Annotated in this window: 12 protein-coding genes; 6 read left to right on the top strand and 6 right to left on the bottom strand. The window is 60.5% G+C overall.

Annotation, left to right across the window (positions count from 1 at the left end):
- The first annotated feature begins 4 nt into the window (after positions 1–4).
- The 3 genes from FHT77_RS09220 (at position 5) to FHT77_RS09210 (ending at position 2,897) form a co-directional block, all read left to right on the top strand.
- The gene (locus FHT77_RS09220) at positions 5–1,066 is read left to right on the top strand and encodes an ABC transporter ATP-binding protein (RefSeq protein WP_016554562.1); all 1,062 of its coding nucleotides are present in this window, start codon (positions 5–7) and stop codon (positions 1,064–1,066) included.
- Positions 1,067–1,205: 139 nt separating this feature from the next.
- The gene (locus FHT77_RS09215; protein ID WP_183754792.1) at positions 1,206–2,540 is read left to right on the top strand and encodes an MFS transporter; all 1,335 of its coding nucleotides are present in this window, start codon (positions 1,206–1,208) and stop codon (positions 2,538–2,540) included.
- A gap of 51 nt (positions 2,541–2,591) precedes the next feature.
- A complete protein-coding gene (locus FHT77_RS09210; RefSeq protein ID WP_183754497.1) occupies positions 2,592–2,897 on the top strand; it encodes an NIPSNAP family protein in 306 nt (101 codons plus the stop codon).
- A gap of 56 nt (positions 2,898–2,953) precedes the next feature.
- Here the strand turns inward: FHT77_RS09210 and FHT77_RS09205 are convergent, their stop codons facing one another.
- From FHT77_RS09205 to FHT77_RS09185, 5 genes are all read right to left on the bottom strand, one after another.
- Positions 2,954–3,955 (bottom strand): ABC transporter ATP-binding protein, encoded by a 1,002-nt coding sequence (locus tag FHT77_RS09205; RefSeq protein ID WP_183754495.1) that lies wholly within the window; start codon positions 3,953–3,955, stop codon positions 2,954–2,956.
- 12 nt (positions 3,956–3,967) lie between these two features.
- Positions 3,968–5,050: a Gfo/Idh/MocA family protein gene (locus tag FHT77_RS09200; protein ID WP_183754493.1), complete on the bottom strand. Its 1,083-nt coding sequence runs from the start codon at positions 5,048–5,050 to the stop codon at positions 3,968–3,970.
- A complete protein-coding gene (locus FHT77_RS09195) occupies positions 5,047–5,889 on the bottom strand; it encodes a carbohydrate ABC transporter permease (RefSeq protein ID WP_016554567.1) in 843 nt (280 codons plus the stop codon). The genes FHT77_RS09200 and FHT77_RS09195 overlap by 4 nt, the downstream gene beginning before the upstream one ends.
- A gap of 10 nt (positions 5,890–5,899) precedes the next feature.
- A complete protein-coding gene (locus FHT77_RS09190) occupies positions 5,900–6,847 on the bottom strand; it encodes a carbohydrate ABC transporter permease (RefSeq protein WP_183754490.1) in 948 nt (315 codons plus the stop codon).
- Between the two features lie 186 nt (positions 6,848–7,033).
- Positions 7,034–8,293, bottom strand: coding sequence for an ABC transporter substrate-binding protein (locus FHT77_RS09185; RefSeq protein ID WP_183754488.1), 1,260 nt, complete (start codon positions 8,291–8,293; stop codon positions 7,034–7,036).
- A 521-nt stretch (positions 8,294–8,814) separates the two neighbouring features.
- Between FHT77_RS09185 and FHT77_RS09180 the strand changes: the two genes are divergently transcribed.
- Genes FHT77_RS09180 through FHT77_RS09170 form a run of 3 tightly spaced genes read left to right on the top strand, consistent with a single transcriptional unit; the run spans position 8,815 to position 11,385 of the window.
- Positions 8,815–9,699 carry an N-acetylglucosamine kinase gene (locus tag FHT77_RS09180; RefSeq protein WP_183754486.1) on the top strand — a complete coding sequence of 295 codons (885 nt, stop codon included), beginning with the start codon at positions 8,815–8,817 and terminating at the stop codon, positions 9,697–9,699.
- Complete coding sequence (locus tag FHT77_RS09175) at positions 9,696–10,460, top strand: GntR family transcriptional regulator (RefSeq protein WP_183754484.1); 765 nt, start codon at positions 9,696–9,698, stop codon at positions 10,458–10,460. The genes FHT77_RS09180 and FHT77_RS09175 overlap by 4 nt, the downstream gene beginning before the upstream one ends.
- Positions 10,461–10,509: 49 nt before the next feature.
- Positions 10,510–11,385, top strand: coding sequence for a protein phosphatase 2C domain-containing protein (locus tag FHT77_RS09170; RefSeq protein ID WP_183754483.1), 876 nt, complete (start codon positions 10,510–10,512; stop codon positions 11,383–11,385).
- Positions 11,386–11,474: 89 nt separating this feature from the next.
- On the opposite strand, the gene metH is transcribed toward FHT77_RS09170, so the two are convergent.
- Complete coding sequence (metH, locus tag FHT77_RS09165) at positions 11,475–15,248, bottom strand: methionine synthase (RefSeq protein ID WP_183754481.1); 3,774 nt, start codon at positions 15,246–15,248, stop codon at positions 11,475–11,477.
- Between the last annotated feature and the right edge of the window lie 130 nt (positions 15,249–15,378).

Genomic DNA, 15,378 nt, shown 5'->3' with positions numbered 1-15,378 from the left:
TTTCATGGCTTTCCTCGAACTCGCAAACCTCAAGAAATCCTTCGGCGCAACGCAGGTCGTGCATGACTTCAACATGCAGATCGAGAAGGGTGAATTCATTTCCTTCCTCGGCCCCTCGGGCTGCGGTAAGACGACCGTCCTGCGCATGATCGCAGGCTTCGAAACGCCCTCCGCCGGCCGCATCGCCATCGGCGGCAAGGAACAGAACAATCTGAAGCCGAACAAGCGCAATATCGGCATGGTTTTCCAGGCTTACGCGCTGTTTCCCAACATGACAGTTCACGACAACGTAGCCTTCGGCTTGAAGGTCGCCGGTGAGCAGGCAACCGAAATCGATCAGCGGGTAAAGGAAATGCTCGGGCTGATTAAGCTCGACCACCTCGCCGATCGCTATCCCTATCAGCTCTCAGGTGGACAGCAGCAGCGCGTGGCGCTGGCACGTGCGCTGGCGGTGCGCCCACAGGTGCTGTTGCTCGACGAGCCGCTGTCTGCCCTCGACGCCAAGATCCGCGTATCACTGCGCGAGGAAATCCGCGCGATCCAGCAGAAGCTCGGCATCACCACTGTCTTCGTGACGCACGACCAGGAGGAAGCCCTGTCGATCTCCGACCGCATCGTCGTCATGAACGCTGGTCGCGCCGACCAGATCGGAACACCCTTCGAGATCTACAACACGCCGGCCACGCGCTTCGTCGCCTCCTTCGTCGGCACGCTCAACATGATCGAGGCCAAGGTCGTCGATCCCGCCGTCAACCGTATCCAGATCGGCGATCAGGGGGTCACGCTGAAGCAGTCCGTCGCGGCTTTCAAAGCGGGCGATACGGTGTCTCTGGCGCTACGTCCGGAAGCCGGATCGTTGGCCGAGAGCGCACCATGCGACACGAAGCTGACCGGTCAGGTCGTCTCCGCGCACTTCCTCGGGTCGGTTATCCGCACCCGCATGAACGTCGGCGGCAACGTCATTTCCTTTGACATGTTCAACAGCCCCGGCGTAACGCCGCCACAAGCCGGAGAAACCGTAACACTCCGTTTCATGGCAGCGGACCTGCTCGTCATCCGAGACTGAGCGCGCCCTAACCTTTGCGGTTTTGCCACACTCGTTTCCGCATTTCCGGCGCCATAGCTGAGGCGCCGGAAATTGCTTGAAATGGCGACGTCGATGCGCAACGACGGCTGAAACGTTTTCGTTAAGCAAAGTCAGCATGATGTCTCCTATCACGACAGCCTCCGCGCCTCGCCGCCTCACCTCGCAGGATTTTCGCACACTCGGTCTTTCTGCTCTCGGGGGTGCGCTTGAGTTCTACGACTTCATCATCTTCGTCTTCTTCGCGGCGGTGATTGGTAAGCTGTTCTTTCCAGCCGACATGCCGGAATGGCTGATAACGATCCAGACGTTCGGGATCTTCGCCGCTGGCTATCTGGTTCGTCCGCTCGGCGGCATCATCCTCGCCCATTTCGGCGACCTCTTTGGCCGCAAGCGCGTTTTTGCCTTCTCGATCCTGCTTATGGCGCTCTCGACGCTCGGCATGGCGGCGATGCCGACCTATGCGACCATCGGCATTGCCGCTCCGATCCTCCTTGTGCTCATGCGCATCCTGCAAGGTGCGGCGATCGGCGGTGAAGTGCCCGGCGCTTGGACCTTTGTGGCCGAACACGTTCCTTTCCGCCGGGTCGGTTTCGCCTGTGGCTTTCTCTGCTCCGGCCTGACGCTTGGCATCCTGCTCGGATCCTTCGTCGCAACGATCATCAACTCAGTCTTCACGCCAGATGATGTCGCCGCCTATGCATGGCGCATCCCTTTCTTCCTGGGCGGCATCTTCGGCCTCGTTGCCGTCTATCTGCGCCGCTGGTTGCAGGAGACACCGATCTTTGCGGAGATGAAGCAAGCCCGCTCACTCGTTCCGGAGTTGCCGCTGAAAGCCGTGCTGCGCGACTACCCGCGCGGCGTTGTCATCTCCATGCTGCTGACATGGATCCTGTCGGCCGGCATCGTCGTGACCACGCTAATGACAGCGACCTTCCTGCAGAAGCTCTATGGCTACACCGCTCAGCAGTCGCTTGCGGCCACCAGCTTCGGTACGCTCTTCCTGATCTTCGGAACCGCTGCTGCCGGCGCAATCGTCGATCGGGTTGGCTCAGGACGCTTCTTTGTTGTCTCCAGCATCTTCTTTGGTGCGGCAACCTTCGCCTTCTATACCTACGCGGGCGTTTCGCTGACTGTCCTCTTCACGCTCTACGCTATCATGGGGCTTTCAGTCGGCATGGTTGGAGCAGTACCCTACGTCATGGTCCGCGCCTTTCCGGCCCGCGTTCGTTTCAGCGGCCTCTCCTTCTCCTACAACGTCTCCTATGCGATTTTCGGCGGCCTGACGCCTCTTGCAGTCGCATCGCTGCTGCCAATCAATCCGATGGCTCATGCCTACTACCTGCTCTTCATCGCCGCCCTCGCCTTCGTGCTAGGGCTCTATCTGATCGCCAAGGGAGACAGCGTTGAGGCAGACGTCGGCATCGAGGAACTCACCGAGCGCCTCGCCGCCTAGCTGTCGGAGGCGTGTGGCCACCGTCCGGCTTTGCTTCAAAGGAATGCTTCAATGATTACTTGCTATCTGCGTTACACGATCGACCCATACAAGGTCGCCGAATTCGAGGAGTATGCGCGCCTCTGGATTCCGATCGTCAATCGAATGGGAGGCACGCATCACGGCTATTTCCTGCCGTCCGAGGGCGCGAACAACATTGCCATTGCGTTGTTTTCGTTCTCGAGCCTCGCGACCTACGAAGACTATCGCACGCGCATGGCAAGCGATCCCGAATGCCAGGCCGCGTTCGATCTCGACAAACGAAATCGCAGCATCATCAGCTACGAGCGCAGTTTCATGCGCCCTGTGCTTGGCTGATCGATGGAAATGGAAAGCCCCGCTCTATGGCGGGGCTTTCAGTTTGACGTCGGCCTCTAGCGGATTGCCTGGTCATTGGCATCGAACCGATGCATGTGGCCCGTGTCCGGCGTCGCATAGACGATCTCATCCGGCTCGTACTTGTGCTCCCCGAAGAGCCGCGCCGTGATCAGGCCGCACTGCTCGGATTCGAGATAGATGATCGTGTCCGCGCCAAGATGTTCGACGTGGACGACCTTCGCCCGCCATGTGCCCCGCTCGCGCGAAAGGGTCAGATGCTCTGGGCGGACGCCGACGGTCTTTGCGCCCGCATCGCCAACCTTGTCACCCGGAATGAAGTTCATCATCGGCGAACCGATGAATCCCGCAACGAAGGTGTTTGCGGGACGGTTGTAGAGCTCCATTGGTGAACCGACCTGCTCGATCGCGCCGGCATTCAGCACCACGATCTTGTCGGCGAGCGTCATCGCCTCGACCTGGTCGTGGGTGACGTAGATCATCGTCGCCTTGAGGCTGCGGTGCAGCCGGGCGATCTCAAGACGCGTCTGAACACGCAAGGCGGCATCGAGGTTCGACAGCGGCTCGTCGAAAAGGAAGAGCGCCGGCTCGCGCACGATCGCCCGGCCAATGGCGACGCGCTGGCGCTGACCACCAGAAAGCTCCGCCGGGCGCCGCGCGAGATATGGTTCAAGCGACAGCATCGAGGAGGCCTTCTTGACGAGCGTCTCGATCTCGTCCTTCGGCGTGCCGGCCTGCTTGAGGCCAAGGCCCATGTTGTCCTTGACCGTCAGGTGCGGATAGAGCGCGTAGGACTGGAACACCATCGCGATGCCGCGCTTGGCGGGAGGCGTCAGCGTCTCGTCCTTGCCATTGATGAGAACGGCACCCGAGGTGACGTCTTCCAGTCCGGCAATGCTGCGCAAGAGGGTAGATTTGCCGCAACCCGAAGGTCCGACAAAAATGACGAACTCGCCGTCCTTGACCTCCAGATCGATGCCCTTGAGCACCTCATGCGTGCCGTAGGTCTTGCGGATGGATTTGAGTTGAAGCGATCCCACTAGTCGTATTCCTTACAGTTTGACCGGCTCTTGGAGCCTGACGGCCTGGCCGATACGCACGCTTTCGTCGGCGGCGAGGCAGATGCGCAGCGAAGCGACGGCGTCTGCCATGTGGCGGTTGAGGTCGATGTCCTCGCGAATGGCCTTCAGCATGAAGGCCTGCTCGCGGTCGCAGAGTTCCTGATGGCCGGGCTCGCCCGCCATCGTCATGTCCTGGTCCGGTCGGATGAACTTGCCGTCAGGTCCCGTCTCCGCGGTGTGCAGGCGGATAACCGAGGTCTTGGTGTGAGCGTCGATATCGTCGGACTTGGCGTTCGGGTCCATGACGATCGAGACCGATCCGTTCGGCGACATGATGTCCTTCACGAAGAACGCCGTTTCCGAGATCATCGGCCCCCAGCCGGCCTCGTACCAGCCGACGGAACCATCCTCGAACAGCACCTGAAGTTGGCCGTAGTTATACATGTCGGGTGCAATTTCGTCGGAGAGCCGCAATCCCATCCCTCGCACCTCCACCGGCTTGGCATCGGTGATCTGGCACATGACATCGACATAGTGCACGCCGCAATCGACGATCGGCGACGTCGTCTGCATCAGCGATTTGTGCGTCTCCCACGTCGGACCACTGGACTGCTGGTTGAGATTCATACGGAAGACATAAGGGCCACCGAGCTTGCGCGCCTCTTCTATCAATCGCATCCAGGATGGGTGGTGGCGAAGGATGTAGCCGATCACCAGCTTCCGGCCAGCCTTCTTTGCCGCCGCGACGACGCGCTCAGCATCGGCGACAGTTGTCGCCAGCGGCTTTTCGACGAAGACATCGCAACCTGCCTCGAAGGCAGCGACCGCGTAGTCGGCGTGGGTGTCAGAATAGGTGCAGACCGCGCAGAGATCCGGCCTTAACTCGACAAGTGCTGCCTGGAAATCCGAATAGATCTCGTAGCCCCGCAACTCCTCAGGCAGCTTTGGCTTGGAGCGGTTGACCAGCCCGACAATCTCGAAACCGGGATTGTTGTGGTAGGCCAACGCATGGCTGCGTCCCATATTGCCGAGGCCGGCGACGAGAACGCGGATTGACTTGTCGGACGCACTCACTTGACCGCTCCCGAAGTAATGCCGCGGATCAGTTGCCGCGAGAAGATGACGTAGAGAACGAGGATCGGCAGGATCGCCAACGAAAGTGCCGCAAGCACTGCGTTCCAATTGGTCACGAACTGACCGATGAAGATCTGCGATCCGAGGGTGACCGTCTTCGTTGCTTCCGACGGCGCCAGGATCAAGGGGAACCAGAGATCGTTCCAGATTGGGATCATGGTGAAGACGGCCACGGTCGCCATTGCCGGGCGTACCAGCGGCAGCACGAGGCGGAAGAAGATCGAATACTCCGAGAGCCCGTCGATACGGCCGGCATTCTTCAGGTCGTCGGAGACGGTCCGCATGAATTCCGACAGGATGAAGATCGCCAGCGGAATACCCTGCGCCGTATAAACGAGGATCAGCGCCGTCAGCGTGTTGACGAGGCCGGCTGCCACCATCCCCTGCAGGATGGCGACCGTGCCGAGGCGGATCGGGATCATGATGCCGATCGCCATGTAAAGACCCGTCAGCGTGTTGCCCTTGAACTTGTATTCGGAGAGAGCGAAGGCGGCCATCGCGCCGAACAACAGCACGAAGAAGATCGAAACGACCGTGACGATGAAGCTGTTCTGGAAATAGGTGGCAAAGTCACCCTGCCCCAGCACGGTCTGGTACCCGACAAGGCTGAATGTGGAGGGCGTCGGCACCTGCATCGGCGAACGGAAGATCGCGTTGCGGTCCTTGAACGAGTTGATGATAGTCAGGAACACCGGGAAGATGGCAACCAGCGTATAGCCGATAAGTGCCAGGTGAACGAGACCGGTGCGGATTGGGGATGTGCGTGCTCTGTTGGACATGACACCCTCCTCAGAACTGGTACCGGCGCATGCGCCGCTGGATGGCAAAGAGATAGAAAGACACGCCGGCGAGGATGATCAGGAACATCACTGTCGCGATCGTCGCCCCCATCGAGCGGTCACCGAGCTGCAGCTGGAAACCGAAGAACGTGCGATAGAGCAGCGTACCAAGGATGTCGGTCGACATATCGGGCCCGGCAAGCGCACCTTGCACTGTATAAACCAGGTCGAAGGCGTTGAAATTTCCGACGAATGTCAAGATCGAGATGATGCCGATCGCGGGCAGGATGAGCGGCAGCTTGATCTTCCAGAATTGTGCCCAGCCGGTGATGCCGTCGCACTCGGCGGCTTCGATCACCTCTTCCGGGATGCTGAGAAGCGCTGCGTAGATCAGCATCATCGGAATGCCGATGTACTGCCAGTTCGAGATCAGCGACACGGCGATCAGTGCCGGTCCGGATTGTCCGAGCCATGGAGCGAAGAGCGACTTCATGCCAACAAGGCTCATCAGCCACGGCGCAACGCCCCAGATCGGCGACAGGATAAGCTTCCAGATGAAGCCGACGATCACGAAGGAAAGCAGTGTCGGCAGGAACATCGCGGTGCGGTAGAACGCCACGAAGCGCAGCCGCGGCGTCGACAGCAGCGCGGCCAGCGCGATGCCGATCGGATTCTGCACGCACATGTGAATGAGGAAGAAGATGAAGTTGTTGACCAGCGCGTTCCAGAAGTCACGGGCCCAGCGGGCATCGCCGAACAGCACCTTGTAATTCGCGAGACCGACGAAGGCAGGCGCGCCATCGACCGTGTTGTAGAACGAAAGCCTCAGCGTTTCGATCAGCGGCAGGATCATGATCGCCGAGTAGACGATGAATGCCGGGAAAAGAAAGACGCCGATGTGCCAGCGCACGGGGCGCTTGATGGGAACGACATCGACAGCGGATAGGGCTTCGCTCATGGCTTTTGCCTGTTCTTCTTGGCGGCGCCTCTGGCGCAGCGCATCTGACACGGCGGGCAGAACGCCCTTTCCTCTAATCGTCTCCCCGTCCCCTCGGGTTTCGAAGGCGGCGGGGAGAGGAAAAGCGGATACGAAATTGGCTTTGAGCCGGAGTGAGGGACGGCTGACGCCGCCCCTCGGCTTTCATTACTTACCTGGCTTGTACCAGCCGTCGAGGCCCTTCTGGAGCTTGTCGGCAGCTGCCTGCGGGGTGTCGGTGCCGTTGATGACGTTCGCCGACTCAATCCAGGTCTCGTTTTCGAGGTTTGGCGTGCCGCGCCCGAGGATCTGATAGGTCGAACGGATCGTCGACTTGTACGGGCCGCGCCAGGAAACGAACTCCTGAGCCAGCGGATCGCTCATCTTGACCGGGTTGGAGTTCAGGCTGAAGAAGCCCGGCAGCGAGTTCGCGTAGATGTCGGCGAATTCGCCGGACGCAACCCATGACAGGAACTTCTTGGCTTCTTCGGCATGCGTGCTCTTGGCATTCAGCGCGACGCCAATATCCGGATGGTCGGAGATGTAGCCCTGGTCGCCAGCCTTCGGAACCGGTGGCGGGAAGGCGCCCATCTTGAACTGCGCCTGGCTGTTGAACAGCGCGATTTCCCAGGAACCGGCCGGGTAGATCGCCGCACGACCGAGCGTGAAGAGGTTCTGGCTATCCGAATAGGTCTGAGCTTCGAAGCCATCGCCAAGGTACGGCTTCCACTTGGCGAGCTCTTCATACGGCTTGACCCAGTCGGCATCCGTCAGCTTCTGCTTGCCTTCGATCAGCGCCAAACGACCGTCTTCACCCTTCCAGTAGTTCGGGCCGATGTTCTGGTAGCCCATGGTTGCGGCTTCCCAGAGGTCCTTGGTGCCCATGGCGAGCGGGATATAGGTGCCGTCCGCCTTGATCTTCTCCAGAGCTGCGAAGAACTCATCTTCCGTCTTCGGAACGGAGATGCCGAGCTTGTCGAAGGCGTCCTTGTTGTAGATGAAGCCGTGGATGACCGAAGCCATCGGCACGCAGAAGGTGGATTTGCCGTCATCGGTCGACCAGGCAGCCTTGGCAACCGGCGTGAAATTCTCCATGCCGGACAGGCTCGTGAGATCGGCGAGCTGCTGCTTCTTGAAGAGTTCAAGAGACGTATCGAACGGACGGCAGGTGATGATATCGCCAGCGGATCCCGCATCGAGCTTGGCATTCAGCGAAGCGTTGTATTCCGTCGGCGCGGTCGGCGAGAAGACGATCTTGATGCCCGGGTTCTTGGCTTCGAACGCCGGGATGATCTTTTCCTGCCAGATCTGCAGGTCGTCGTTACGCCAGCTTTCGACCGTCAGCGTGACGTCGGCGGCATGAGCGAAGCCGATGGATGTCAGCAGGCTCGAAGCCAGCAGGAAGCCTTTCAGTGCAGTGTGTCTCATTTCCCTCTCCTGTTTTGAGCGCCGATAAGGCGCCGTTCTTGACCTGAAACGAACGACTGCATGCACGAGGTGACACGCAGCGCCCCATTGAGGGCCGTCAACAACTGCCGGCCCGAAAGCTCGATCGGCACGACAGGCAAACACCCGTCGACCAGACAGCGTACCCGAACAAGAAACCGATCCGGCACAGCCATGAAAGGGAAAACTGATGGCAAGAACGGCTTGAGGGCGACAAAGCCGCCACGGCCGAATCTGCATTTCATCAAGTAGCCCGGCTTATCTCTATCCTGCCGGCTCATTGCTGCTCGATGCGCTGTTCCCTTTGAGCGAATTAAGGCCAAAAAAATACCAATTGTCCAGCCAATTTTAACATCTGGACGACAGAAATGCCGCATTAAAAATTTTATCATTAAAAATCAAATAGATAAAAAGATGAAATTTCAGGGAGCTTTGGACTTGGTAAATGGTATTTTTTTGGTATTGTATGAAAAACAAGGGGAATGGCGGACTTTGGTGGCCCTATGACAGAATTCACGATCGGCATCGACGGCGGCGGCTCCAGCTGCCGCGCCGCAGTCACGGATGCAACGGGACGCATCCTGGGCCGCGGCACGGCCGGCCCGTCGAACATCCTCTCAGACCTCGACAACTCGCTGCTGAATATCGTTGCGTCCGCCAAGAACGCATTGAGCGACGCCGGCCTCTCCCCCGAAACCGTTTCCAGTGTCGCTGCCGTCATTGGCGTCGCCGGCGCGAATGTGGGTGATTATGCCGAGCGCATCGAGCGCGCCCTTCCCTTCGCCAGACGCCGCGTTGTCACCGATGCAACGACAGCCCTGCAAGGAGCTCTCGGCGATTCCGACGGCGTGATCGGCGCCTTCGGTACCGGTTCCGTCTACAATGCGCGTCGCCACGGAAAGCTCTATGGCATTGGCGGTTGGGGCTTCGTTGTCGGCGACCAGGCAAGCGGCGCCCGCCTCGGCCGCGACCTCTTGGAGCAGTCTCTGCTTGCCCACGATGGTGTTCGCCCCTCCTCGCCGGTCACTCAAACTGTCATGGCCGAGTATGGCGACGATCCGGAGCGCGTGGTCGAGTTCGCCCATGTATCCCGTCCGAATGACTTCGCCCGCTATGCGCCCGTCGTTTTCGAGGCTGCCGCCAAGGGCGATCTGGTTGCAACGGCGATTGTGCAAAACGCAGTGGCATCGATCGGCGAGAGCCTTGATGCCTTGCTCTGGCCGGAGTGCGAGGCAATCTGCCTGCTGGGCGGGCTCGCGAAGGCTTATCGCCCCTGGCTTGCAGAACGTCACGTCGCGTTGCTGCGCGAGCCGAAAGGTGACGTCCTGCAGGGCGCTATCGATCTCGCAGTGAAGTTTCTGCACGAGGAAGGAACAGGCGCGGCATGACCGACGATTTTGCAAGCCTCCTTTCTCCCGAACGTCTTCAAGCTGGCGGCACTGGTCCGCTCTACGTCAAACTGCGCCGAACTCTGGAAGATGCCATTCGCACGGGCACTCTCAGCCACGGCGATGCCCTGCCGCCCGAACGTGACATCGCGGGATTTGCGACGGTCAGCCGGGTGACTGTGCGCAAGGCGATCGATGAGCTTGTTGCTGACGGCCTGCTGGTTCGCCGCCATGGCTCTGGCACTTTCGTGACGAAGCCGGTGTCGAAGGTCGAGCAGCGTCTCTCGCAGCTCACCTCGTTTACCGAGGATATGGCGCGTCGAGGCATGACCTCGCGCTCCGAATGGCTGCACAAGGGCATTCATACGCCCTCGCCGGATGAAATGATGATTCTCGGCCTCGCGACGGATGTCAGGGTCTCACGCCTCAGCCGATTGCGCATCGCTGATGACCAGCCGCTGGCTATCGAAAACGCCAGCGTCTCTGGAGAATTCCTGCCCGATCCCTTTGTCGTGACAACGTCGCTTTATGCCGAACTCGAGCGCCGTCAGGTCCGCCCGGTCCGCGCCGTCCAGCGGATTTCCGCTACCAACATGAAGGAAGCCGACGCCCATCTGCTCGGCGTACCCGTCGGCGCTGCAGGGCTGTCGATCGAGCGTATCTCCTATCTCGGCTCGGGCCGAGCGGTTGAATTTACGCGCTCGCTCTATCGCGGCGATGCCTATGATTTTGTCGCCGAACTGACGATCGGCGTGCCGTGATGCCTGGTCGCATTGAAGAGACGGCGAATGGCGTCTATTCCATGTACCCATGACAGCTCGCATCACACTCCTCGACAGCATCTCCGATCCCGGAAATCCCGCAAAGCCGAATGACGACAGCTTCGGCTGCAACGAGTCCTGCGCCTTCGTCATCGACGGTGCCACGGGGCTCGGCGACCGCCAATATATGGATGTGGCGGGCAGTGACGCCGCCTGGATCGCCCAGCATTTCGCTCGCGGCTTTGAGGATCAGATTACTCGTGAGTCCAGCATCTCGGAGGTTGCGCGCGGCCTCTCGGTCGCAGCCCGGGCAGCTTTTCTCCGACACAACGAGAACGTGCCGCGTTATGCCTGGCCATTGACAGCATTCGCGATGCTGCATCAGACACGCGATGGCTTCTACTTCATCGGCCTCGGCGACTCCAGCGTCTTCCTGCTACAGGAAGACGGCTCCGCCACCATGCACATGGCAATCCCGGGTGCCTATCAATATGAGCAGAACCAAGCGCGAAAACACATTGCGCGCACAGGCGGCATCACGAAGGAAGGTGGCGCGCTCGGCAATACCGAGACCCTCGCCTTGTTGCGCCAGCACCGCGAACGGCAGAATACGCCGGAGAGCGGGGTCTGGACCCTCGGCCTCGTACCGGAGGCAGCCGACCACCTGATTTCTGAACGGCTGGATGTCGGGCGCAAGGCGCACGCAATTGTCTGCAGCGACGGCCTTTCGGATCTCGCGGTCCTTTACGCAGCCTATGATTCAGCGGGTCTCGTACGCACCGCGCGCGACAAGGGCTTGCGGCCAATGCTTGATGAACTCAGGCACTTCGAACGCGAGATCGATCCCGAAGGCCTCCGCTACCCGCGCTACAAGCAGAGTGACGATACCACCGCCCTGCTTGTAGAATTGACGCCTGACGCCTGAGACAACTTTCGCTTCAGAATCAGTGCTTTGCGCCGAACACCTGAATCAATCAATGCAGCCGTTGAATCAAATACTGAAGACGCAGCCAATCAGGCCGCGTCCTCGATCTCCTCGTCGCGCTTGCGCGGCACGTAGTTAAGAACCGGCCCAAGCCAGCGCTCGACCTCCGCAACATCCATGCCCTTGCGGTTTGCGTAATCCTCGACCTGATCCCGCTCCACCTTGGCGACGCCGAAGTAGTAGGAATCGGGGTGGCCGATGTAGATGCCGGAAACGGAAGAGCCCGGCCACATCGCATAGCTCTCGGTGAGCGTCACCCCAGCCGCCTTCTCCGCATCGAGCAGGCCGAACAGCGTCTTCTTTTCGGTATGGTCAGGCTGTGCCGGGTAACCCGGTGCCGGGCGGATACCGGCATATTCCTCGGTGATGAGCTGCTCATTGCTGAGATGCTCGTCCTTGGCGTAGCCCCAGTATTCGCGACGTACCTGTAAGTGCATGCGCTCGGCGAAGGCTTCGGCGAAGCGATCGGCCAGCGCCTTCACGAGGATCGACGAATAGTCGTCGTTGGCGCGTTCGAAGCGTTCCGCAATCGCGACTTCCTCGATACCGGCCGTGACGACGAAGCCGCCGACATAGTCCTGGACGCCGCTATCGACAGGTGCGACGAAGTCCGACAGCGCAACGTTCGGCCGGCCGTCACGCTTCGACAACTGCTGGCGCAGCGTGAAGAAGGTGGCAAGCTCGTCCTTGCGGCTGTCGTCCTTGAACAGGCGGATATCGTCGCCAACCGCGTTCGCCGGCCAGAAGCCGATGACTGCGCGCGGATGGAACCACTTCTCGTCGATGATCTTCTTGAGCATCGCCTGCGCGTCAGCCCAAAGCGCACGAGCCGCCTCGCCCTGCTTCTCATCCTCGAGAATGGCAGGGAACCGGCCACGCAACTCCCAGGTCTGGAAGAACGGGGTCCAGTCGATGTACTTGGCGATATCAGCCAGATCGTAGCCGTCGAACACCTTGGTACCTAGGAAGCTCGGCTTGGTCGGCTTGTAAGCCGCCCAATCGACCTGCTGCGCGTTCTCACGGGCGCGGGCGAGCGGCAGACGCACCTTCTCGGCCTCGCTGCGGGCATGCGCAGCCGCCACCTTCGCATATTCAGCGCGGATGTCGGCCACGTAGCCGTCGCGATTGTCAGGCGAGAGCAGCGTGGAAACGACGCCGACTGCGCGACTGGCATCGGTCACGTAGACGGCCTGGCCCTTGTTGTAGCCCGGATGGATCTTGACCGCGGTGTGGACGCGGCTCGTCGTCGCTCCACCGATCAGCAACGGTAGATCCAGTCCCTGGCGCTCCATCTCAGCGGCAACGTGCACCATCTCGTCAAGCGACGGCGTGATCAGGCCGGAGAGACCGATGATATCGACCTTCTCGGCAACGGCGGTCTCGAGGATCTTCGTCGCCGGCACCATGACGCCGAGGTCGATGATCTCGTAGTTGTTGCAGGCGAGCACGACGCCGACGATGTTCTTGCCGATATCGTGGACGTCGCCCTTGACGGTCGCCATCAGGATCTTGCCGGCAGCCTTGCGGTCGTCGCCGCCGTTCTGGCGCTTCTCCTCTTCCATGTAAGGGAGGAGGACGGCCACAGCCTGCTTCATCACGCGCGCCGACTTGACGACCTGCGGCAGGAACATCTTGCCGGAGCCGAACAGGTCGCCGACCACGTTCATGCCGGCCATCAGCGGGCCTTCGATGACGTGAAGCGGACGCTCGGCCTTCCGGCGCGCCTCTTCGGTATCGGCGTCGATATATTCGGTGATGCCGTTCACGAGCGCATGCTCAAGACGCTTTGCCACCGGCCATTCGCGCCACGACAGATCCTGCACACGGCCTTCGCGCGCAGCCCCGCCACGGAATTTCTCGGCGACCTCGAGCAGCCGCTCGGTCCCATCAGGACGGCGGTTGAGCACCACGTCCTCGCAGGCCTCGCGCAGTTCCGGATCGATCTGGTCGTAGACCGCCAGCTGGCCGGCATTGACGATACCCATGTCCATGCCCGCCTGGATGGCGTGGTAGAGGAACACCGCATGCATCGCCTCACGTACCGGCTCATTGCCGCGGAACGAGAAGGACAGGTTCGAGACGCCGCCCGAAATATGCACCAACGGCATGCGCTCACGGATCGTCCGCGTCGCCTCGATAAAGTCGACGCCATAGTTGTTGTGCTCTTCGATACCAGTCGCGACTGCAAAGACGTTCGGATCGAAGATGATGTCCTCTGGCGGGAAGCCCGCCTTTTCGGTGAGGATCTTGTAGGCGCGCGTGCAGATCTCGACCTTGCGCTCGTAGCTGTCCGCCTGCCCCGTCTCATCGAAGGCCATGACGACCACAGCAGCGCCATAGGCATGCAGCAGTTTCGCCTGCGCCAGGAAGTTCTCTTCGCCTTCCTTCAGCGAGATCGAGTTGACGATCGGCTTGCCCTGGACCCGCTTCAGGCCGGATTCGATGATCGAAAACTTGGACGAGTCGATCATGACCGGCACGCGGGCGATATCCGGCTCGGCAGCGATCAGGTTCAGGAACTCGACCATCGCCTTTTCGGAATCGATCAGGCCCTCGTCCATGTTGATGTCGATGATTTGCGCGCCGTTTTCCACCTGGTCGCGCGCGACGTCGAGCGCCGCCGTATAATCAGCATTGGTGATCAGCTTGCGGAATTTCGCGGAGCCCGTGACGTTGGTGCGCTCACCGACGTTGACGAAGGGAATGTCCTTGGTCAGCTCGAAGGGCTCGAGGCCAGACAGCGACATGAACGGCCGGTGCTCGGGAATCGGGCGTGGCTTGTACTTCGCCACGACCTCGGCAATCGCCTTGATGTGCTCCGGCGTCGAGCCGCAGCAGCCGCCGACGATGTTGACGAGACCCTCGCGGGCGAACTCGTCGATCTGCGCCGCCATAAGTTCCGGCGTCTCGTCATACTGGCCGAACTCGTTCGGCAGGCCGGCATTCGGATAGGCGCAGATGAAGGTATCGGAAACGCCCGACAGTTCCTGCAGGTGCGGACGCATGGCGTTGGCGCCAAGCGCGCAGTTGAGACCGATCGTGAACGGATTGGCGTGACGCACCGAGTTCCAGAAGGCCGTCGGCGTCTGGCCGGAGAGCGTGCGGCCGGAAAGATCGGTGATCGTGCCCGAGATCATGACCGGCAGGCGAATGCCCTTTGCGTCGAAGCGCTCCTCGCAGGCAAAGATCGCGGCCTTGGCGTTCAGCGTGTCGAAGATCGTCTCGATCAGGATAATGTCGGCGCCGCCATCAATCAGGCCGTCGATCTGCTCCGCATAAGCTGCCCGCAGGTCATCGAAGGTGACGGCGCGGAAGCCCGGATTGTTGACATCGGGAGAGATCGAAGCCGTGCGGTTGGTCGGGCCGATGGCGCCGGCGACGAACCGGCGGCGGCCATCTTCACGCTCGGCGCGGATGCAAGCGCGGCGCACGATCTCGGCGCCTTCCTTGTTCAGCGCATAGACCTCGCCTTCCATCGCGTAGTCGGCCTGGGCGATCCGCGTCGAGGAGAAGGTATTGGTCTCGAGAATATCGGCGCCGGCCTTGGCGTATTTGTAATGGATCTCTTCGATCGCGTCCGGCTGCGACAGGATCAGAAGGTCGTTGTTGCCCTTCTGGTGGCAGGCACAGCCGATGAAGCGGTCGCCGCGGAAATGGTCTTCATCGAAGCCCAGACCCTGGATCTGCGTGCCCATCGCGCCATCAAGAACGAGGATGCGTTCGCTCGCGGCTTTCTTGAGCGCAGCAAACACTTCACTACCGTCGCGCTTTGCCCCTTCGGAACCAAACAGAGTATCAAACACGGGCGGACTCCTTGACGTCGTTGCAGACCAGATGGTCCAATCACATAAAGATATCTTTATGTCAATATATGCCCGTCATGTGGCGGCTTTGCGGCGCTTGGCAGATGACAGACTCGGGCGGCCCCTATAT

It is taken from the genome of Rhizobium sp. BK181, assembly GCF_014193305.1.
Taxonomy (GTDB): domain Bacteria; phylum Pseudomonadota; class Alphaproteobacteria; order Rhizobiales; family Rhizobiaceae; genus Rhizobium.
Note: the sequence above shows the minus strand (reverse complement) of the source record. Positions and strands in the feature narration are given on the sequence as shown.

Coding starts and splice junctions, on each gene's coding strand:
- FHT77_RS09190 (WP_183754490.1), bottom strand. CDS start 6,847: ATGAGCGAAGCCCTATCCGCTGTCGATGTCGTTCCCATCAAGCGCCCC.
- FHT77_RS09175 (WP_183754484.1), top strand. CDS start 9,696: ATGACCGACGATTTTGCAAGCCTCCTTTCTCCCGAACGTCTTCAAGCT.
- FHT77_RS09170 (WP_183754483.1), top strand. CDS start 10,510: ATGACAGCTCGCATCACACTCCTCGACAGCATCTCCGATCCCGGAAAT.
- FHT77_RS09180 (WP_183754486.1), top strand. CDS start 8,815: ATGACAGAATTCACGATCGGCATCGACGGCGGCGGCTCCAGCTGCCGC.
- FHT77_RS09210 (WP_183754497.1), top strand. CDS start 2,592: ATGATTACTTGCTATCTGCGTTACACGATCGACCCATACAAGGTCGCC.
- FHT77_RS09185 (WP_183754488.1), bottom strand. CDS start 8,293: ATGAGACACACTGCACTGAAAGGCTTCCTGCTGGCTTCGAGCCTGCTG.
- FHT77_RS09220 (WP_016554562.1), top strand. CDS start 5: ATGGCTTTCCTCGAACTCGCAAACCTCAAGAAATCCTTCGGCGCAACG.
- FHT77_RS09195 (WP_016554567.1), bottom strand. CDS start 5,889: ATGTCCAACAGAGCACGCACATCCCCAATCCGCACCGGTCTCGTTCAC.
- FHT77_RS09215 (WP_183754792.1), top strand. CDS start 1,206: ATGTCTCCTATCACGACAGCCTCCGCGCCTCGCCGCCTCACCTCGCAG.